Here is a 20,436-nt window from a genome sequence, read left to right on the forward strand (position 1 = left end):
AACCACTTGATATCACTCTGAGAGAAGATAGTGAACAATTAAATGAGGTTGTTGTGATTGGTTATCAGGCTATGAAACGGAGAGACCTGACAGGTTCGGTAGCATCTTTAAGTGCTAAAAATATTTCATCCGTGCCTGTCGCTAATGCGGCACAAGCTTTACAAGGAAAGCTACCCGGAGTAAATGTTGTATCCCAAGATGGACGACCTGACGCATCAGTTGCTATCCGTGTGCGTGGAGGAAGTTCCATTTCGCAAAACAATGACCCTTTAATCCTGATTGATGGTGTCAGCGGTACATTAAGCGATATTCCTATAGACCAGATAGAAAGCATAGATGTGCTATTTGTTGCAACCCTTACCTGACGCCTCAAATAATTCATGCAATAAGCGCTTATTGCAATAAGTATTTGCCGCAAAGGAATAATAAAAGCTAAACTATTGGAAATAAAATGGTTGTACTGTCTATCTACGTCATCATACGTCACCGCTTGTCATAGCCCGATGCCTTTTCCCGTGCATGAATGGGGGGTAATTTTGTCTGTCATTTCAAATAATCTTAATAAGCAATTCCTATGGACACAGCAAAAACTGATAAAACGTACAAACGATGGGGCACGGTAATCCGCAATGAGCGGATTCTGTTATCACGAGATAACAGCAAGTTGTATTTTGAGCTGCCCGGAATAAATCCGGCTGCCTAAAACAACTTGCCCCGTCCGCTGGCCGGGGGCGGCTCCCTCCAAAATCGGGAGCCCGTGATGATACCAGATAACAAACCGCCAAGTGTGCAATTATATCAGCTAGATTAAGAATCTCATTTTACTTCCGAATACGGATTATTATCACTTAAGCTTTAATAAAAAAACAGCCTGGAAAAATTATATCTGTACGAAAATAATTTACCTTTGCTTAGCCTTAATAGTCTGAAGATTATATGAAATAAAGTATATATGAACTTTAAAATAACACTGCATAGTACTGAGCCAAATCCATGTATACCGGTCAATTACCAGTATCCAATGTCTGCCGCATTGTACCGTGTCATTGCCAAAGGAGATGCCCGTTACGCCGCTTTTTTACATGGAACCGGTTATGGTAAAGGGTTTAAGTTTTTTACATTCAGTCAAATCGATTGTCCTTTTAATATAAATAGGGAAGAAAAGTACATAAAATTGCGAGGTAATGAACTTTCATTCAGTATATCATTCCACTTGCCGGAAGCCATGGAGAGTTTTATTAAAGGCTTATTTCAGTCTGAAAGAATAGATATAGCCGATAAGAAGTTTCGGGCAAGTTTTGTGGTTAAATCGGTTGAACGCCTCCCTGATCCATTACAAACCCGCAAAGAAAACGAAATCGTCAGTGTCATACTGAAACCGAATTCAATGATTGTGGCAGGAATACCGGCGGAAAATGGAAAATATGAGTACCTCTCGCCGGATGATCAGCGCTATAGGGAAAGCCTGGTTTATAACTGGCGCAGTAAAATCGCAACCTGCTATGATGAAAATACAGCGCAATCAGCAATTTTACTTCTGGAGATTTTACCCATAAAGCTAGCTTTTAAACCGCGTTTAATTACTATTAAGGCAGGCACTCCGAATGAGTCGCAAGTCAGAGGATGGCTAAATTTTGAATTAAAAGTCACTGCGGAAAAACGGTTTGTAGAGTTGCTGCTGAACGCAGGAGTGGGTTTGTATAATCCGATGGGATGCGGGAGTGGGGAGATAAAATTGCTTAAAAATAGCATTAACAATATATGAAACAGATCTATAATTCAATTAATTATGTGTGGTTAACAAAACCTACAGGAGATCCCTTTGTAGATATAGGCGGGTTTGTGATAGAATATTTACAAGAAAAAAGTCCTGATAAATCTATTATGGGTTTGATTGAAGAAGTAACCCATATTTACGTAAATAAATGGGATAATAATTTACATTCGTTTTTTCTCAATTCAACAATAACGCATAATAAAAGTAAAGGACAAGAAGGAATTAAAAAGACACTTGCTTTTTATAAGAGATTGATTGAAGAAGAAAATGCGACGGATGGTTTTTGCCGGATAACTGGACAAAAAGGGAAAGTATTTTCTGCCGGAAGAGATAATCATATTATGTCTGGTTCGGGAACTTTGATTAATTTCCACCACGGCTTTGAAGGCGGGATTATGCTGTCGAAAGAAGCCTTGATTAGAATGTTGTTTGTTCCACTGGGAGTTGAACAGTTAGGTGATAAAGTAGCCATTGTATTTAGTAACAATCAATATGTTAGCCATTATTTTGTACAAAAGAATCTGAAACAGAATTTAAGAGATATTTCTGCGGGAATTTCAAAATCAATCTTAAAATCCGATTTTTCTAATCCTGCGAATGCTTTGTTCGATTATGCGAATCAATGTATCGAAAATGTAAAATCTGCAACTATTAATGAGGAAACAGGGCGTAGTAATACGAAAGGAATAACCTTGAATTTATTTCACTTTACTAATTTCGGTGCAAAACCAACCATTGATTTATACACGTTGCCGGCTGTTTTATTTTCGTTTTATGCGGAATGTATGCTCAAATACAGAAATGAATGGCAAAATTTTGTATTTCGTTATTACAGCAGTTCCAAATTCAAAAATGTCGAATATGATGCCAATTCAAAAAGTTGGACAAATTCCAAAGAAACAGTCGATTATCAAACATATAAAATGTGGAATAACAGGGTTTATAATTCTTTGTTAAACGAAAAATCTTTACTTTCGCTATTTTTGCAACATAGTAAATCCCATATATTTAACTTTAAAATAATAGAATTGTATCAAATAAAAATTAAAAATATGAATACAAAAACATTAGACAAAATCAAAGAATTAGCCAATTTCATTGTTGATAATAGAAGCGATGATGAAATTAAGAAGTTTATGACTCGACTAAATGGTGCAAAAAATATTAATAATTTGCGCAACTTTTTTATCAGGCTATTAGACGAAAATTATAAAGAAGGAAAACAAGAACCTTTATTTTCTTTGGATGAATATGTTGAGTATTTATTTCCGGATGGAAGTTGTTGGAGTGAAATACGCGACCTTTTACTGATAGCCATATATCAAAAATTGCACGAAACAGATAAGCGTGTTGCATTGGAATTGGCAGAAGATGAACAAATTGGAGATAATAATTAACATTAAAAATTAAAGATATGAACTTAAAAACACAAGGATTTGTCCTGTTAGATGTCGATGTAGTGGCACTAAACAATGCAGGCAAAAGTAGCACGAGTAATTTTGACAATGCTGTGGCTACGAAAAAAATCGTAAAAAATGGTCGTGGATACACCTATGTGTCCGGACAAGCGTGGCGTTATTGGTGGCGCGAAACGCTGAAACTAAATCATAAATGGGAGTTGTCACCTGTAACTCGCGATAATAAAATTGCTTTTACCGAAGCCGACCCATTTACGTACGCCGATGATGATGTATTCGGCTATATGAAGGCTGCCAAAGAAGTTGTACTTGACGAGGAAGGAAAGCCTGTTTTAGATAAAAAGGGTAAAGAAACCAGAGAAAATGTTACCGTAACTCGAATTTCGCCTTTGAAAAATTCGGCTATCATTTCAGTCCCCGCTGTCAGACCGGAGGAAAATTGGTCAAGTATGGCGCGTCAAGATGGTGATAGTGTGCCATATAGCAAAGAAGAATATTCTGCAGTTATGAAGGGAATGTTTTCGATTGACCTTTTTCAAATAGGTACATTTGCCTCGTATAACAAAACAGGTTTCAAAAACCTGACAGAAAAAGCAAAAGAAGAAGCCTATAAAAAAGGCGTAACAAAAATTGACGACCCATTTGTAAAAGATAAAAACGGTACACAACAGTTGATTCAATTGCCTAAATCCAGTCGTGAACAAAGAATAGTTGATACAATTTCGGCATTGAAAACTATTTCCGGCGGTGCGATGCAAACTAATAATATGGCTGATGTTACACCTAAATTTATTGTTTTGGCAACAATGAGTTCCGGAAATCACCCCTTTTCTCATATTGTAAAAAGTGAAATTGTCAGTAGTAAAAATGAAAAGGCGGTACTCAACATAGAAGGTCTTAAAGAAGTTTTAAACGATTATAAAGATCAATTTAAAGGCATAATTTTTATTGGAAAACGCAGCGGATTTTTGGACGAATACAATAGCGAGCTAAAGCAATTGGAAACGGAGTTTTCCAATGTCAAAGTTCTAACGATTAATCAGGCGATAGATCAATATTGCGAGCAAGTAAAAACTCAAATACCATAAGGTATGGAAGTGTACAAAATAGATATAACAAGTTGGACAGCTAGTTTTCGTTATCCGAACCTGATAAGCGGTATGCAGCCAACATTGGAAGTACCACCTATCAGTACGATACTTGGATTGATAAATGCGGCCGCCGGTTTTTATATTGAACATAAAAATCTATGTGTTGCATATTATTTTGAATACGAAATGGAAGGGGAAGATTTGGAAACTATTTATCAAATCAGCGGAAAAGATGGAAAACCAACAAATGAAGCCAAATCGAATGTAATAACCCGTAAATTTCTATTTAATAATTTTTTGCGCATATATACGCCTGACAAAAAAATTGCCGGTTATTTTGCTAATCCATATTATCCTGTTTTATTGGGTCGTATGAATGATTTGGCAACAATCGTAAAGGTGTCCGAAAAAGATTGCTTGGCAAAAATGAATGTCGCAGAGAAGATATCCGGACAAATTATTCCGTTTGATTATTATTTGCCGGGACAAATACAAGCCTTACCTCAGTATTTCTCGAATGAATTTCCGCGAAAAAATTTAGGAACGAGACCCTTTTCTATCATTAACCACAAGATAAATGTTGGTGGAAATATAGAGGTTTATCGTGATAAACTTCCAAGCGGCAAGGAGGTCGATGTATATTTTCATAAAATAAATATGGATAATTAATGGCATTGTTAGCCAAATCAAGCGATATTGAACGGAATATTCCTGCAAGAACACTTCGGGAACATATTGACGATTGTATGTTGATTTGGAGTTTTCTGCAAAAAGCGTATCCCTGTGCAGCCGAAGTTTCTGCATTGGGAAATCGTTTTTGGGAACTATTGCGATTTTGTGTGATTTGCCACGATTTAGGAAAAGCACATAATGAATTTCAGAAACTGTTAAGCGGTGTTACTAATCAGTGGAATAATCAACGACACGAATTTTTTTCTGTTCCATTTGTTGATACTTTGCCTCAAATAGATAAAAATACGCTAAAATTACTTCGTTTGGCTGTCGTCGGACACCACAAAGATTTAGAGCAACTTCGCAATTATTTGAACATATATGACGATGGTAACGATTTTGGACAATTAGCGGGTAGCGAAAAAATAAGTTTTGAAGATGCTTTTCTGCAAAATATAGAAATTCAGGAAATTAAAGATTTGCTTAATGGTTATAATTATCCTGTTAATCAGGTAGTTCCAACTTCTATTTATGGATTGATACATAGTTATAATAACACGCCTAATCAACTGTCTCATTCCGATTATTTTGCCTTAATGATGCTGTTTGGCGGATTGAAATGGTGCGACCATTTAGGCTCTGCCCAAATTACAAATATAAATTTGATTGAAAATAAAGATTTTGATTTTTTGCAGAAGCAACGAATGGCTTTACAGGCAGAAGGGTATGATTTTTATGAACACCAGGAAATCTGCGCCAAAACCAAAGGGAATGTAATATTATCAGCGCCAACAGGTGCAGGCAAAACGGAGAGTGCTTTTCTGTGGCTAAAATCACAAATGGAAAATACCGAAAATCAGGGTAGAGTTTTTTATGTGCTTCCATTTACCGCTTCTATCAATGCTATGTATGAAAGATTGAACAAGGTAATTGGCATAGAATCAGAGAAAGTTGGAATGTTGCACGGAAAACTGAACGACTATTTGAACAATTATTTTGAAAATTTACAATATGATGTTGATGTGAAAAAACTCAAAATTCACGAATTACAGGAAAAATATAAAAGTATTATCACACCAATTAAAATTACTACGCCGTTTCAGTTGCTTAAACATTTGTTTGGCTTAAAAGGATATGAGCAGGGCATTTTTGAAATGAGTGGCTGTTATTTGATATTTGACGAAATACACGCTTATAGCCCTGATGTCTTTGCTCAAATTAAAGTATTACTTGAATTTGCGACACGACATTTGAAAGCCAAAGTGATGATTATGACAGCAACAATGCCAAAATTCTTACGCAAAGAATTGGAAGAAGGTTTGGGCATTTACGTGCCGGTTAAGGCGACACAGGAATTATACGACCAATTTCGCCGTCACTGTGTTGTCTTGCACGATGGACTTTTAAGTGAATCGTATGATGCAATAAAAGCCTCATTAAAAGATGGCAAAAAAGTTTTGGTGGTCTGTAATACTGTTAAATCTGCACAACAAGCATTTTTGCGATTAAAAGATTGTGTTGAAAACGAAAATGCAGTTTTATTGCATGGCTCTTTTACGGGCAAAGACCGAGCAATCAAAGAAAAAGAATTGATGCAAGATAATGTTTGTTTGCTAGTTGGTACACAAGCCATTGAAGTAAGTTTGGATATTGATTATGACATTATATACACCGAACCTGCACCGATTGATGCTCTGATTCAGCGTTTTGGCCGTGTAAATAGAAAGCGTAAGAAAGGAATTTGTAAATGTGTTGTTTTTCGCAAAAGTAATGAAAATGACAAATATATTTATCTCTCTCAAACAGTCGAAAAAACAATACAGGCATTTGAAAAAATTATAAAGGATCATAAAGGGGTAATAGATGAATCGTTATTGCAAAATGCGATTGATTATGTGTATGACGATTGGACAGAAAAAGAAAGAGAAGAATTTGAGCGAAAGTATAATTATTTGAGTGAAGCATTACAATTATTATCGCCTATGTTTGACAATAAATATACTGAAGAAGATTTTTATCGTCAATTTGATGGCATAAAGATATTACCGCAGTCAGAAAAATCGAAATTTGAGCAATATCTAGACAAAGGAGATTTTATTACTTCCGAAAGTTTGCAAGTACAAATTAATAAAGGCAGGTTTGTCAGGTGGTTAAAAAGCCAAAATCTCAGAAAAGAAATATATGCGTTTCAAAACAAACAAAAATTAATGCAAATCCCATATTTTATGACAAACAAGAAATATAGCTCTGAATTAGGATTGTTAGTTGATGATGAAGAACCTTGGAAAACATCCGAAATTTTGTGAAAGATGAATATTACAGCCACCTTAATCAATCTTTACCATGTATGCAAGCGTGAATGCTGGCTACATGCCAACGGCATCAATATGGAACATACCAGCGACATTGTGTATGACGGGAAATTGCTTCACGAAACCAGTTATACCGACCGGGCAAGAAAGTATAATGAAATTGACATTGCTGCAAAATTTAAGGACATTGATTTGTTTGGCAAGATCGATTTCTATGATGCCAGGGAAAAAGTTATCCATGAAACCAAACGTAGCGATAAGATGGAAACTGCACACGAATGGCAAGTGAAATTTTATATGTGGCTGTTACTCCTGAACGGAGCCGGAGGCGTGAGTGCAATTCTCGAATACCCACAACTGAGGCAGACAACCCAAATCGAATTAACAGAATCTGATATTAAAGCATTAGAAAATATGGTAACAGAAATCATATCCTTAAAAAACGACGGGAATTGCCCTCCGGTTATTCACAAACCCATCTGTAAAAGCTGTTCCTATTACGAACTCTGTTATATCGACGAAGAATGAAAAAGACTTATTATCTCTTCAATCCCGGCCGTCTGAGCCGCAAAGACAATACCCTGAAATTTACGCCTGTCGATGAGAATGGTGTGGAAGGTTCTCCAAAATATATTCCTATAGAGGGTGTTTCTGACTTTTTCTGCTTTGGTAGTCTGGATGCCAATAGCGCATTATACAATTTCCTGGGAAAAGCTGGAATCTCTGTTCATTTTTTTGATTATTACGAGCACTACACAGGTTCATTCGCACCGAAGGAATATCTGCTGGCGGGTAAAATGCAGATTGAACAGACCAAACGTTATATCGACCGGAAGAAACGTCTCGAAATAGCAAAAAAGTTTATATCCGGAGCCGCCTTTAATATGACCAAGAATCTGCGTTATTACATTAACCGGGACAAAGACCTTACTCCAGTTTTAGAGACTATAGAGCAATATGCCCAACATATAGACAATACTTCAGCTATCGATGAACTGATGGGAATCGAGGGAAATATCCGCCAAGCATATTATACAGCTTTTGACGGTATTATTTCAACAGGCTTTCAAATGGAAAACCGGAGTAAGCGACCGCCGCAAAACGAAATTAACGCAATGATCTCGTTCGGAAATATGCTTTGTTATACACTCTGTCTGAGCCAGATTTACCATACCCAACTGAATCCTACTATCAGTTTTTTGCATGAGCCGGGCTACCGAAGGTATTCATTGGCACTGGATATTGCTGAGATTTTCAAGCCAGTACTGGTAGACCGCCTTATTTTTCGTTTACTTAACAAGAAGGAGATTCAGGCCAGGGATTTCGATCATCAGGTAAACAGTTGCCTGCTGAAGGAACCGGGCCGGAAAATATTTGTTAAAGCATGGGAGGAACGCATCAATGAAACATTCAGGCATCCTGTACTAAAGCGCCATGTGAGCTATAAACACTTGGTAAAGCTGGAATGTTACAAGTTAACAAAGCACATATTAGGAATGGAAGAGTATAAACCGTTTAAAGCACGTTGGTAGTCAGGCTATGTATGTGATTCTGGTATATGATATTGGAGAAAAACGGGTAGGTAAAATGTTAAAGCTTTGCCGTAAATATCTTCATTGGATACAGAACTCGGTATTCGAAGGGGAAATTACGGAAGTGAAATTGAAAGAACTCCTGTCTAAAGCCCGGACAATTATGAAACTGGAGGAAGACAGCGTACTGGTATTTAAAAGTCGGGATGAAAAATGGCTCGAAAAGGAGATTGTAGGACAAGAAAGAAATACCCTGGATAACTTTATCTGAATGTACTATTTGTTGTCGGTCTGTGCGAAAAATGAGTTCTTTGACATTTTGGTGAACATATAAATAAGGAAATAAACTGATAATTAGCAGGATACCTTGTTAGTCGGTCTCCCGTATTTTTCGGGTTATTGGCGACCGACTAATTTAGTCAAAAAATTCGGCATAAAAATCCTCGTTTTAACTACTTAAAATGTATATTTGTATGCCGTTTTAGTACGGCTTTTAATTGAACTTTAGTAGTATTGAAATAAGATACAATGATAGTGCAACACTTCGCGAGCATTCCTTTTAATTGAACTTTAGTAGTATTGAAATTGTTTAACGACTTTGTAAGTGACACCTTTTATAGGTACTTTTAATTGAACTTTAGTAGTATTGAAATGGAAGTAATCATAGTTACCTTGATGAATGGCCAACTTTTAATTGAACTTTAGTAGTATTGAAATATCCAAGTATGCTTTGCGGATGTTTCCTTGCATCCCTCTTTTAATTGAACTTTAGTAGTATTGAAATGACCTGATGAAACGGCATTTAATGCTGAGAAAGGACTTTTAATTGAACTTTAGTAGTATTGAAATATCAAGGTGTTAGGAGTGTTGAAATATACACTCCCTCTTTTAATTGAACTTTAGTAGTATTGAAATAAGATGCAATGATAGTGCAGCACTTCGCGAGCATTCCTTTTAATTGAACTTTAGTAGTATTGAAATACAGAATGAGCACCAGTACTATAACCAGAATTATCATCTTTTAATTGAACTTTAGTAGTATTGAAATGTATTAAGCACAGGCGTAGAGATGGGATTAGTGCCCTTTTAATTGAACTTTAGTAGTATTGAAATCGGTAATATTCATTGTAGACCAGGTCTAATGCGAGCTTTTAATTGAACTTTAGTAGTATTGAAATCAGCCTTCGTCGGAGGGATCGTATTCGTCATAGAACTTTTAATTGAACTTTAGTAGTATTGAAATACGCCAGTACCCGATGTCTGGAGAACCTCCGAGATACTTTTAATTGAACTTTAGTAGTATTGAAATTAACATACTCTGGACGGTTGTATTCTGCAGGCAAAACTTTTAATTGAACTTTAGTAGTATTGAAATAATGTTGCGGGCCCATGGTAGCAGCAAGGGCCAAAGCTTTTAATTGAACTTTAGTAGTATTGAAATATAGAATGAGCACCAGTACTATAACCAGAATTATCACTTTTAATTGAACTTTAGTAGTATTGAAATGGCCTATGCTTGGTTTTGTCCTGTTTCGAAGAGCGTCTTTTAATTGAACTTTAGTAGTATTGAAATAATGGGTAGAGAAGTTATTTTAGATAATTCAATTTTCTTTTAATTGAACTTTAGTAGTATTGAAATTAGATAGTTATGTTTTTACTATTTATTCAAATGAAGCTTTTAATTGAACTTTAGTAGTATTGAAATCGGATGAATATAAGACAGACACTGCAAGGCTTCACACTTTTAATTGAACTTTAGTAGTATTGAAATTTTAAAGCCTCCGGCTAGTCCTCTGTTGCCTCTTTCCTTTTAATTGAACTTTAGTAGTATTGAAATGAAAACTTTTTTCCTCCATTATTTCACCTTTTCTTACTTTTAATTGAACTTTAGTAGTATTGAAATGGTTTGAACAAATCGGACGCAGGAATAGACTGCAAGCTTTTAATTGAACTTTAGTAGTATTGAAATGTAGAAGAACCATAAGGATCAAAAGACCAATAATCTTTTAATTGAACTTTAGTAGTATTGAAATGCGTAGAACCTGTTAATTACTTTCAGGGGCTCGCATCCTTTTAATTGAACTTTAGTAGTATTGAAATGCGGATCTCTCTCGCCTTTTATCTCTCAAATCTCGCCTTTTAATTGAACTTTAGTAGTATTGAAATAGGATCGAGGGGATGGTACATTTTTTTCGGTCTCTAACTTTTAATTGAACTTTAGTAGTATTGAAATTTGGCAACGCTTCGATAAGTTGGACTACGCATGGCCCTTTTAATTGAACTTTAGTAGTATTGAAATGCCCCTTGACGTAGTAGATTGTCAGTTTTTCGCCGCTTTTAATTGAACTTTAGTAGTATTGAAATAGTCTTGATGTCTAGCCATGAATTGAGAATCGGACTTTTAATTGAACTTTAGTAGTATTGAAATTGGGTCTTCCTTACCCTAATGTTAATTTTCTTAACTTTTAATTGAACTTTAGTAGTATTGAAATGTAAATTCCCAATCTACTTCTTTATCGGCACGTTGCTTTTAATTGAACTTTAGTAGTATTGAAATTCTGTTCCTTCTTTTGCTTATATCTTGGACTTAAACTTTTAATTGAACTTTAGTAGTATTGAAATAAATCTATTGCTGTAAAGTTTACGTTTTCCATAATTCTTTTAATTGAACTTTAGTAGTATTGAAATATATTAAGAAGCGTTATACCCGCTGAGCGGATTATCTTTTAATTGAACTTTGGTAGTATTGAAGTTCTGATTAAAAATTAGATGCGTTTGCCCTGGGGAGGGAACAGACGCGATATATCGAATAGAAAATTTAAGAAATCTGGTCTTATAATTCACTGCGTTAGCCCTAGCTAAATATAACAATTATTAAAAAAATAAAAACCATAACGCATTAGTGTTATTATTTATGAAAATAATATTAATATTGTAAAATAGTAGGTTTGCCTTAAACAAAATACTTTTGATACAATGAATTTAGCGGTTCAGATATATATAAAACGCACAGCACGGGAAGAATTGCTTCTGTCTGAACATTTGGAATTTAGCAATATTTTGTTAGAGAGAGCTATAAAATTAAACTTTCTATTATTTTCTGTAAATCATGCAAGATTTACAGAAAATTTATATTGTCCTTTTGTGAACAATATAAGTCTACAGATAAAATCCAATATTTTGATTGTCTAATATAAAATATAAATGCGTATGAAAAGATTAACCACCATCTTCTTTTTTTTCATCCTGGGCATAGGTATAATCCTGGCTCAGACACGGAATATCGAAGGTACTGTAGTTGATGAAACGAATGAACCCCTTCCGGGTGTCACTGTTTTTGTCAAAGGAACAACCGTTGCCACAATTACCGATACCGAAGGTAAATTTGTTATTAAAGTAGCACAAAATGTGAAAAACCTTAGTTTCAGCTATGTAGGTTACGATTCACAGGAAGTATCTGTGGCCGATAACATGAAAGTTACAATGAAGCCTTCAGCCGCAAGCCAATTGGAAGAGGTTGTGGTGACAGGTATGACCCGTACCGATAAACGTATGTTTAGTGGTGCAGCCGATCGTTTGGATGCAGAAAAGATGATGCTGAGTGGGGTTTCTGATATTAGCCGCTCGCTGGAAGGACGTTCGGCGGGTGTTTCAGTCCAAAATGTCTCGGGTACTTTTGGTACAGCTCCGAAAATCCGTATACGCGGAGCTACTTCTATCTACGGTAATTCCAAACCTCTTTGGGTGGTTGACGGCGTGATTATTGAAGATGTAACAGACATTTCTGCCGATCAACTTTCATCCGGCGATGCCGTAACATTATTGGGTAATGCTATTGCCGGATTGAATGCGGATGATATTGAATCGTTCGACATATTAAAAGACGGTTCGGCTACTTCTATATATGGAGCGCGGGCCATGTCGGGTGTTATTGTTATTACCACTAAACGGGGAAGGGCCGGAACATCCAGTATCAACTACACCGCTGAACTGACTTCCAGGATGAAACCCAGCTACCGGAATTTCAATATTATGAATTCGCAGGACCAGATGGGCATTTACAAAGAACTGGAAGCTAAAGGATGGCTTAATTTTTCTGATGTATTGCGCAGGTCAAAGAGCGGTGTTTATGGTCAGATGTACAGGTTGATCGATACCTATGACCGGACGAGTGGTGTTTTTGGACTGGAAAATACACCGGAAGCTCGAAACAGATTCCTCACAGATGCTGAAATGCGTAATACAGACTGGTTTGACGAATTATTTTCCAATAACATAATGATGAACCATTCGTTGAGTATTTCATCGGGTACGGAAAAATCCTCTTCATATGTTTCCATGAGTTTCATGGAAGACCCGGGATGGCATAAGCAAAGCAATGTAACCCGTTATACTCTGAATGCCAATACTCAGTATAACATTCTGAACAACCTTGCCATTTCTCTTTTAGGCTCAGGCTCATACCGTAAGCAACACGCGCCGGGTACACTATCTCAGAGGGATGATGCAGTAAGCGGAAGAGTTTCCAGGGATTTTGACCTCAACCCGTACAGCTATGCGTTAAACACGTCCCGCACAATGGGTACGGAGGATACCTTTATCAGAAACTATACCGGTTTTAATATCTTTCAGGAGTTAGACCAGAATTACCTTGAACTGGACATGATCGACGCAAAATTCCAGGCCGATATAAAATGGACTGTGATAAAAGGATTGGTTTTATCGGCATTGGGTGCCGTCAAGTATCAGACTTCATCGCAACAGCATCATATCAAGGACAATTCGAACTACGCCCGCGCATTTCGTGAAATGTCGGATGCTACTATCCGCGAAAGTAATCCATGGCTCTATGACGACCCCGACCTTACCAATTCATTGCCTATTACTATTCTCGATGTGGGCGGTTTCTACGAAAAACGCGAGTATAAGATGCTGAATTACGACTTCCGTACGTCTGCTAAATATAGTAAGATGTTCGCCGAAAAACATATGATTGATTTCTATGGCGGTATGGAAGTAAATGTGGTGAAGCGTACCAGTGACTGGTTCAGAGGCGTAGGTATGCAATATGAAAATGGAGAATTTCCATTTTTTAACTATCTGGCTTTTAAGAAATACAGGGAAGACAATACCAACTATTATATGCTTAATAATACAATAGGCAAAAACGCTGCTTTTTTCGGCAATTTGAACTACTCCTATCAGGGACGTTACAATGCTTCCGGAACTATCCGTTACGAAGGTTCTAACCGTCTTGGCAAATCGCGTAGTGCCCGCTGGCTGCCTACATGGAATATTTCGGGGGCATGGAATATGCACGAAGAGAGTTTCTTTAAATCCCTGGAACCGGCACTTTCACATTTGAAGGTAAGGACATCCTATAGTTTAACAGCAGAAGCCGGTCCGTTATCGGTGGCTAATTCAGAGGTCATTATTTCCAGTTTCACACCTTGGAGGCCGGGAGCATCGAGCAGTCAACCGGGGCTTACTATATCGGAACTTGAAAATAGTGAGTTGACATACGAAAAGAAACATGAATTCGATTTAGGTATCGATGTCGGTTTCCTGAATAACCGTGTCAATCTGGTATTCGATTATTACAAGCGTAATATGTTTGACCTGATTGGTTATGTTACCACACAAGGTGTGGGTGGTGTGATAAACAAACTGGCGAATACGGCCGAAATGAAATCACATGGCGTAGAGTTTACCCTTTCTACTAAAAATATTAAGACGCCTGATTTCTCATGGACTACAGACCTCACATTTTCTTATAACAAGACTACCATTACCTCGCTGAAAACCCAAGGTTTCCTTTTGGGTATGTTAATAGGTGAAGGGTATCCACGCGAAGGGTATGATCATCGCTCCTTGTATTCTATTCCTTTCACGGGGCTGGACGATGAAGGATTTCCTACCTTCACGTTTACCGATGGCAAGAAAATAACGAAAGCGAACTATGGCGACCTGAACTTTCAGGAACGCGACAATTTGGATTTTCTCAAATATGAGGGCCCTACCGAAGCTCCTTATACCGGTGGATTTGGTAATATATTCCAATATAAGCAATGGACGCTTAATATCTTTATGACTTATGCCTTTGGTAATAAAATCCGCCTCGACCCTGTATTCGCATCCAGTTATACCGACATGGATGCCATTCCTAAAGACTTTATTAACAGATGGATGTCGGCGGGTGACGAAAATATAACTACGATTCCGGTTATCGCATCTGCCCGGCAAAACCGGCAATACAGCCGCCTATATCTTGGTTACAATGCATACAATTATAGTACCGAAAGGATTGCTAAAGGCGACTTTATCCGAATGAAGGAAATTTCATTAACTTATGATTTTCCTACCAAGCTTATCCGTAACTGGAAAATCAGGAAATTATCGCTTAAACTACAGTCTACTAATCCTTTCCTGATCTACTCCGATTCTAAGCTGAATGGACAGGATCCTGAATTTTTCCGTTCGGGCGGGGTAGCCATACCTATGGCACAGCAATTCACATTTACCCTGAGAGCCGGTTTTTAATCACCTTTAAAAAGAAAGATATGAAAAGAAATAATATAGTAATCCTCCTATTGTCCGTATTCACACTGATATCGTGCGATGATTTCCTCGATACATTGCCGGATAAACGTGCCGAATTGAACAATCCGCAAAAGATCGCCCAGATACTGGTTTCGGCTTATCCTTCCGAAATGCCTACGCTGATGTATGAAATGATGTCGGACAATATCACCGATAACGGGCCCCTTTATGGTGTGTCTTATTCAGAACAGACAGTTATTCAATCTTACAAATACCAGGATGTTACCGATCCTGACTGGGATGTTCCGCAACGTGTATGGGGCGTAACCTATAAAGCCATTGCCTCGGCCAATCAGGCGTTGGCGGCAATAGAACAGTTAGGCAATCTCGAAGAGACCGACGGATCGAAAGCTGAAGCCTTGTTATGCCGCGCTTTCGGTCATTTTATACTGGCAAATACATTTTGTATCGCTTACAATCCGGTAAGCAGCAATACCGATCTTGGGATTCCATATATGGAGGCTCCCGAAACGACGGTTAATCCTAAATATGAACGCGGAACCGTGGCAAAAGTATATGAACTTATCAACAGGGATATCGAAGCTGCGCTTCCTATACTCGACGACAATTTTTCACAACCGGCTTATCATTTCAATTCGAAAGCAGCCTATGCCTTTGCTGCCCGGTTCAACCTTTTCTATGGCAAATGGGATAAAGCGGTAGAATATGCGACTAAAGCCATAGGTGAAAATCCTACATCACGATTCAGGAATGTGGTTTACATGAACTCTTTTTCACAACCCATTGATCGTACCTATGCATATATAAATAAGGATGAACCTGCCAATTTGATGATTGTGCCACAACGTAGCTTATGGGGACGGGTGTATAACCGTGCCGCTGCGGGAGCAAGATATGCGCATGCAAGAAGTCTGGCCAATTACACTTTCTGGCAATATTTCCCTTGGAATAATATAGCCAATGGTTATAGCAGCATGTTTGGTTCTACGCAAAATGTGTATTTTCCGAAGTGTAATGAAATTTTCGAGATCACCAATGCCACTGCCCAAACAGGACAGCCTCATACTGTGATAATTCCTTTCACTGTGGAAGAAACGTTGATGTGCCGCGCAGAGGCTAACATTATGCTGAATAAATATGAAGATGCCGTACGTGATTTGAATTACTGGTATGCCTACAATTCTCCGGCGCATACGACTTATTCGGCGCAACAAATCTCGGCATGGTATGAGATTGCTCGCGAAAGGACGCCTCGTTATCCGATGGATTCACGATTGTACGATACCGGCGATGAGATGAAAGACAATCTGGTGCGGGCAGTTCTGGCAATCCGCCGGATAGATGGCGTTCACGTGGGACTTCGCTGGCTGGATATCAGGCGGCACGGTATTACGGTTAATCATCCGGTATATAAAACAACAACCGAATACGATATGATTACACTGAAAGCTTATGACAAACGCACTGCCATACAGTTGCCACAAGATGTGACTGTTGCCGATATGCCTGCCAATCCAAGAGATAATGATGGTGGTGAAAGTAACGTAGTATATTCGGAATAACAACCGTAAGTATAAATATATAAACAAAAATACAATGAAAAGGAATATTTTATATATGACCATACTCTTTGCCGGGATTATTCTTTTTAGTTCCTGCGAAAGCGATGATCCCGACCAGTCTAACAGCATCTTTAATGAAAAAGTGGAACGAAATTCATTTGATAACTGGCTGGAAATCAACTATCGTCAGTCTTACAACATCCGTGTCGCGTATAATCTGGAAGATGTGGAAACAGATTTTAGTTATAATGTGGTTCCGGCCGATATAAAGAAATCGAAACAGATGGCCATCTTACTCAAGCATCTCTGGTTGGAGGCCTATACAGAGGTAGCAGCCGACGGTGTACATTTCATCCGGCAGACAGCGCCTAAACTTTTTCACTTCATTGGGTCTGCTGAGCACGATCCCGGGGCAAATACCATCAGACTGGGTGTAGCCGAAGGCGGAAAAAAGATTACTATTACGGAGGTTAACAAGCTACAACCTTATAATATTGTCAATCAGAATTATTTTAATACTGTTCACCATGAATTCGGGCATATCCTGCATCAGACCAAGAACTATCCGACTGAATTCTGGTCTATATCCTCCGCCGACTATGCACCTACGACATGGCAAAACCGAAACGATTCACAAGCTGCCCAGCTGGGATTTGTATCGCCATATGCAAGTAAATTACCCGATGAGGATTTTGTGGAAGTACTGGCACGCTATATTACCCGTGATGCGGCAGCCTGGGAGGCAACACTGACATTGGCCGGAGAGAACGGGAAAACAAAAATTCTTAATAAGCTGGAGATTGTAAGAACATATATGAGGACGGTATGGGGAGTTGATCTTGACCAACTCAAATCTGTAGTTCAACGCCGTGCAAATGAGATTCAGTATATGGATTTCGATAATCTTGACTTTTAAAACGAAGAGAATATGAAGAAATTTTATTATTCAATTATAGTGCTTGTGATAATGCTATTACAAGCATGTACAAACGAAACGGAGTTGATTTTTGATGAATCGGCTTCGGCAAGGATGGCCAATACTTTAAAAGAATATGAGCAGTTACTGGTCTCCAGCCCCAATGGTTGGTTGGTAGATTACTATCCGCAGGCCAGCCGCGATTATGGAGGGTATCAGCTATTCTTCCGGTTTGCAGAAGGGAAAGCAACTGTAAAGAGCGAAGTAAAGTCTTCTTTACTGACCGTTGACGAATCTACCAGCTCCTATTCGCTGGGAGAAGATATGGGACCTACTCTCAACTTCGACACCTACAACGAAACCCTTAACTTCTTCTCAGATCCGGCATTGAATGTAGGTGGAGGCGCCGGATTCGGCTATGAGGGTGATTATGAGTTTGTCTTTATATCCGGCGATGCCTCGGAGATCATTCTGCGCGGAAAAAAGACTAAAAACACAATTCGTCTCACGCCTTTCCCCGCTACTACTACCTGGCAAGAATACTGCGATGGTGTACAGGATATAAAAGATGCGTTTTCGGCGCCTTCTTACAGTATGACTGTGAACGGAAAAGCTGTGACGTCAATTACAAAACCGTCGGCTGCATATAACCGTTTTGTCATCTCTTACGAAGAAGACAAGGAAGCTGTTTCCTCGAAAATGGCTTATGTGGTCTCCCCTACCGGAATTCGTTTCTACGAGCCGCTGACTATCGATGGGGTAACCATGCAGGAATTTACATTCAATAAGACCTCTGAGCAGATGGTGTCGGCTGATGGAAAAGTTGTTATCAGTCTTGTATTCTCTGTAGAGGATATTTTTGTGAACAGCCTTTCTTCTTCCCGTTGGTATCTTTCTTCGACAAAAATGGGCAGTGGATTCTCTACCTCTTTTGCAACAGTGAAATCTCAGATTGCGTCGAATATTGGAGAACAACTGGCTTATTCGTGGATCGGGGCTTCTATTTCTACCAGTACGCCAAGTTTCTCTTTTGGAAGCTACGATGGCAGTCAAGTATGGTATGGTAGTATTTTGTTCGATGTTACCGAAGTAGAAGGACAGGAAAGCCAAATAGAGATCGTTGTCAAAGGTACATCAGAAGTAAATGGAAGTTGGTATATTTCCAACGGTGCGCCGGCATTGGGTACGTTCATTAATTCCTTGGGTGGGAAATATAATGTAACTACTACTGATTCTCCTCGTAATATTTCGAGCGTAACGCTTGCTGATCCTGCTAATTCGAACCGCTGGTTAACTTTGACGCTGGACGAGGTAGTGTTTCCTTAAATGTTTTAGATAAATAACGAAATTATAAAGCAAATGAAACGAATTATATATTTCTTGATGGTCCTGGTTATTATGACCGGATGCAGTCAGTATGAATATAATCTGTCGGACCCCGGCTTGAAGATTAAAGAATCGCAACTCGACTTCAGTGCAAAAGGAGGGAATGGTTATATTTTAGTAGAGAGCGATATGCCCATATCGGCAAAGAGTAATGCAGATTGGTGTCAAATTAAGGTAGTCGACAAAAAGATAGAGGTTACTGTCGCGTCTTATAGTGATATTGAGAATCGTACAGCGATTGTTACGGTGACAACAGACAACGGCATACCTGTCAATGTGCCGGTAACACAGTCTGCTTCACTGTTTATTATTGAAACCCTTGTCTTCGATACAGATTTTGTGGAAACGACTTTGAAAACTCATGTGATCTCGGACAAGGTGGTTACTGTTTCATCCGCCGATACATGGATTGATGCCAAATATGAGAATGACTCTGTCTATATCTCAGTATTATTCAATAATAATCCGACAATACGCAGTGGAACAGTCGAAGTAACATCCGGTGCTGTTACTCAGGTTATAAAAATTTCTCAGGCGGCAAAATCTTTATTGTTCAGTGACATGTTAGGTGAATGGGAGATGTCCTATAATCCGGGCAATACCTCTACTGTTGTGAATAAAAAGAATATTATTTTCAGTAAATCGGCTACAGCCAATCAGTATAATGTAACCGGATTAGACTTAAATGCAACAATGAAGGTGGTGTTCAATAGTGCGAATAAAACACTTGAGATATATCCATCGCAAGATATGGGACCGTATCCGGGCGATACCAGCAGAAGGCTTTCAATACTGGTATGGACTGCGGACAGTTACATATCATGGGCATCAACTTATTATTATAAAGGAGTCTGGAACAACAGTTTTGATAATATGAGTTTCACTTTTACCGATAGTGGAACCTATACGGGTAAGACTATCGTTGGTTTGTATGGTGTTCACACTTCTGTTATACCTGTTGTTAGTGGGAGTTACACAGCTATATCATCTATCAGGTACTGTAATATTTCCATGACAAAGAAATGATTTATGAAAAGTAACTATGTGATATAGTAATACTACTCTTTTACGAGAGATTACAAACACTACTTTAAGAAACTCCCTTGTATATGAATATGGGGGAGTTTCTTGTGTCTCTCTTATAAGTTGCATGATATATGTAAATTACGTAGAGGATAGAAAATAGGTTTATCAGCCTTTCGCTATTAC

The 20,436-nt window shown here is 38.2% G+C and carries 14 protein-coding genes, 1 pseudogene and 1 CRISPR repeat array; all 15 genes and pseudogenes read left to right on the forward strand.

Annotated elements, in window-relative coordinates; translation table 11 throughout:
- Positions 1–362 (forward strand): annotated as a pseudogene (locus tag ACYPZI_RS07700) (TonB-dependent receptor plug domain-containing protein); the annotation flags it as partial.
- A 212-nt stretch (positions 363–574) separates the two neighbouring features.
- Positions 575–703: a hypothetical protein gene (locus ACYPZI_RS07705; RefSeq protein WP_459600266.1), complete on the forward strand. Its 129-nt coding sequence runs from the start codon at positions 575–577 to the stop codon at positions 701–703.
- Positions 704–952: 249 nt separating this feature from the next.
- Complete coding sequence (gene cas6, locus ACYPZI_RS07710) at positions 953–1,765, forward strand: CRISPR-associated endoribonuclease Cas6 (RefSeq protein ID WP_459600268.1); 813 nt, start codon at positions 953–955, stop codon at positions 1,763–1,765.
- Positions 1,762–3,174, forward strand: coding sequence for a hypothetical protein (locus ACYPZI_RS07715; protein ID WP_459600270.1), 1,413 nt, complete (start codon positions 1,762–1,764; stop codon positions 3,172–3,174). The genes cas6 and ACYPZI_RS07715 overlap by 4 nt, the downstream gene beginning before the upstream one ends.
- A 17-nt stretch (positions 3,175–3,191) precedes the next feature.
- Complete coding sequence (cas7i, locus tag ACYPZI_RS07720; protein WP_459600272.1) at positions 3,192–4,283, forward strand: type I-B CRISPR-associated protein Cas7/Cst2/DevR; 1,092 nt, start codon at positions 3,192–3,194, stop codon at positions 4,281–4,283.
- 3 nt (positions 4,284–4,286) lie between these two features.
- Complete coding sequence (cas5b, locus tag ACYPZI_RS07725; protein WP_459600274.1) at positions 4,287–4,955, forward strand: type I-B CRISPR-associated protein Cas5b; 669 nt, start codon at positions 4,287–4,289, stop codon at positions 4,953–4,955.
- Positions 4,955–7,264, forward strand: a complete 2,310-nt coding sequence (cas3, locus tag ACYPZI_RS07730; protein WP_459600276.1) for a CRISPR-associated helicase Cas3' — start codon at positions 4,955–4,957, stop codon at positions 7,262–7,264. Before cas5b ends, cas3 begins: the two co-directional genes overlap by 1 nt.
- Positions 7,265–7,267: 3 nt before the next feature.
- Positions 7,268–7,798 (forward strand): CRISPR-associated protein Cas4, encoded by a 531-nt coding sequence (gene cas4, locus ACYPZI_RS07735; protein ID WP_459600278.1) that lies wholly within the window; start codon positions 7,268–7,270, stop codon positions 7,796–7,798.
- Positions 7,795–8,802: a type I-B CRISPR-associated endonuclease Cas1b gene (cas1b, locus tag ACYPZI_RS07740; protein WP_459600280.1), complete on the forward strand. Its 1,008-nt coding sequence runs from the start codon at positions 7,795–7,797 to the stop codon at positions 8,800–8,802. The genes cas4 and cas1b overlap by 4 nt, the downstream gene beginning before the upstream one ends.
- A 7-nt stretch (positions 8,803–8,809) precedes the next feature.
- A complete protein-coding gene (cas2, locus tag ACYPZI_RS07745; protein WP_459600282.1) occupies positions 8,810–9,073 on the forward strand; it encodes a CRISPR-associated endonuclease Cas2 in 264 nt (87 codons plus the stop codon).
- Between the two features lie 219 nt (positions 9,074–9,292).
- Positions 9,293–11,555: a CRISPR direct-repeat array (repeat unit 30 nt; unit sequence CTTTTAATTGAACTTTAGTAGTATTGAAAT).
- A 457-nt stretch (positions 11,556–12,012) separates the two neighbouring features.
- Positions 12,013–15,342, forward strand: a complete 3,330-nt coding sequence (locus ACYPZI_RS07750) for a SusC/RagA family TonB-linked outer membrane protein (RefSeq protein WP_459600284.1) — start codon at positions 12,013–12,015, stop codon at positions 15,340–15,342.
- A gap of 20 nt (positions 15,343–15,362) precedes the next feature.
- Positions 15,363–16,925: a RagB/SusD family nutrient uptake outer membrane protein gene (locus tag ACYPZI_RS07755; RefSeq protein WP_459600286.1), complete on the forward strand. Its 1,563-nt coding sequence runs from the start codon at positions 15,363–15,365 to the stop codon at positions 16,923–16,925.
- A 34-nt stretch (positions 16,926–16,959) separates the two neighbouring features.
- Positions 16,960–17,841 carry a zinc-binding metallopeptidase gene (locus tag ACYPZI_RS07760; protein ID WP_459600288.1) on the forward strand — a complete coding sequence of 294 codons (882 nt, stop codon included), beginning with the start codon at positions 16,960–16,962 and terminating at the stop codon, positions 17,839–17,841.
- A 12-nt stretch (positions 17,842–17,853) separates the two neighbouring features.
- Positions 17,854–19,167, forward strand: coding sequence for a DUF4302 domain-containing protein (locus tag ACYPZI_RS07765; protein WP_459600290.1), 1,314 nt, complete (start codon positions 17,854–17,856; stop codon positions 19,165–19,167).
- Positions 19,168–19,200: 33 nt separating this feature from the next.
- Positions 19,201–20,253, forward strand: coding sequence for a BACON domain-containing protein (locus ACYPZI_RS07770; RefSeq protein ID WP_459600292.1), 1,053 nt, complete (start codon positions 19,201–19,203; stop codon positions 20,251–20,253).
- Positions 20,254–20,436 lie beyond the last annotated feature (183 nt).

The sequence above is a fragment of the Dysgonomonas reticulitermitis genome (genome assembly GCF_054601275.1).

What these genes read in the sequence shown, in the direction of transcription:
- ACYPZI_RS07715 (WP_459600270.1), top strand. Translation starts at nt 1,762, where the DNA reads ATGAAACAGATCTATAATTCAATTAATTATGTGTGGTTAACAAAACCT.
- cas6 (WP_459600268.1), top strand. Translation starts at nt 953, where the DNA reads ATGAACTTTAAAATAACACTGCATAGTACTGAGCCAAATCCATGTATA.
- ACYPZI_RS07765 (WP_459600290.1), top strand. Translation starts at nt 17,854, where the DNA reads ATGAAGAAATTTTATTATTCAATTATAGTGCTTGTGATAATGCTATTA.
- ACYPZI_RS07705 (WP_459600266.1), top strand. Translation starts at nt 575, where the DNA reads ATGGACACAGCAAAAACTGATAAAACGTACAAACGATGGGGCACGGTA.
- cas1b (WP_459600280.1), top strand. Translation starts at nt 7,795, where the DNA reads ATGAAAAAGACTTATTATCTCTTCAATCCCGGCCGTCTGAGCCGCAAA.
- ACYPZI_RS07755 (WP_459600286.1), top strand. Translation starts at nt 15,363, where the DNA reads ATGAAAAGAAATAATATAGTAATCCTCCTATTGTCCGTATTCACACTG.
- cas5b (WP_459600274.1), top strand. Translation starts at nt 4,287, where the DNA reads ATGGAAGTGTACAAAATAGATATAACAAGTTGGACAGCTAGTTTTCGT.
- cas7i (WP_459600272.1), top strand. Translation starts at nt 3,192, where the DNA reads ATGAACTTAAAAACACAAGGATTTGTCCTGTTAGATGTCGATGTAGTG.
- cas4 (WP_459600278.1), top strand. Translation starts at nt 7,268, where the DNA reads ATGAATATTACAGCCACCTTAATCAATCTTTACCATGTATGCAAGCGT.
- cas3 (WP_459600276.1), top strand. Translation starts at nt 4,955, where the DNA reads ATGGCATTGTTAGCCAAATCAAGCGATATTGAACGGAATATTCCTGCA.
- ACYPZI_RS07770 (WP_459600292.1), top strand. Translation starts at nt 19,201, where the DNA reads ATGAAACGAATTATATATTTCTTGATGGTCCTGGTTATTATGACCGGA.
- cas2 (WP_459600282.1), top strand. Translation starts at nt 8,810, where the DNA reads ATGTATGTGATTCTGGTATATGATATTGGAGAAAAACGGGTAGGTAAA.
- ACYPZI_RS07760 (WP_459600288.1), top strand. Translation starts at nt 16,960, where the DNA reads ATGAAAAGGAATATTTTATATATGACCATACTCTTTGCCGGGATTATT.
- ACYPZI_RS07750 (WP_459600284.1), top strand. Translation starts at nt 12,013, where the DNA reads ATGAAAAGATTAACCACCATCTTCTTTTTTTTCATCCTGGGCATAGGT.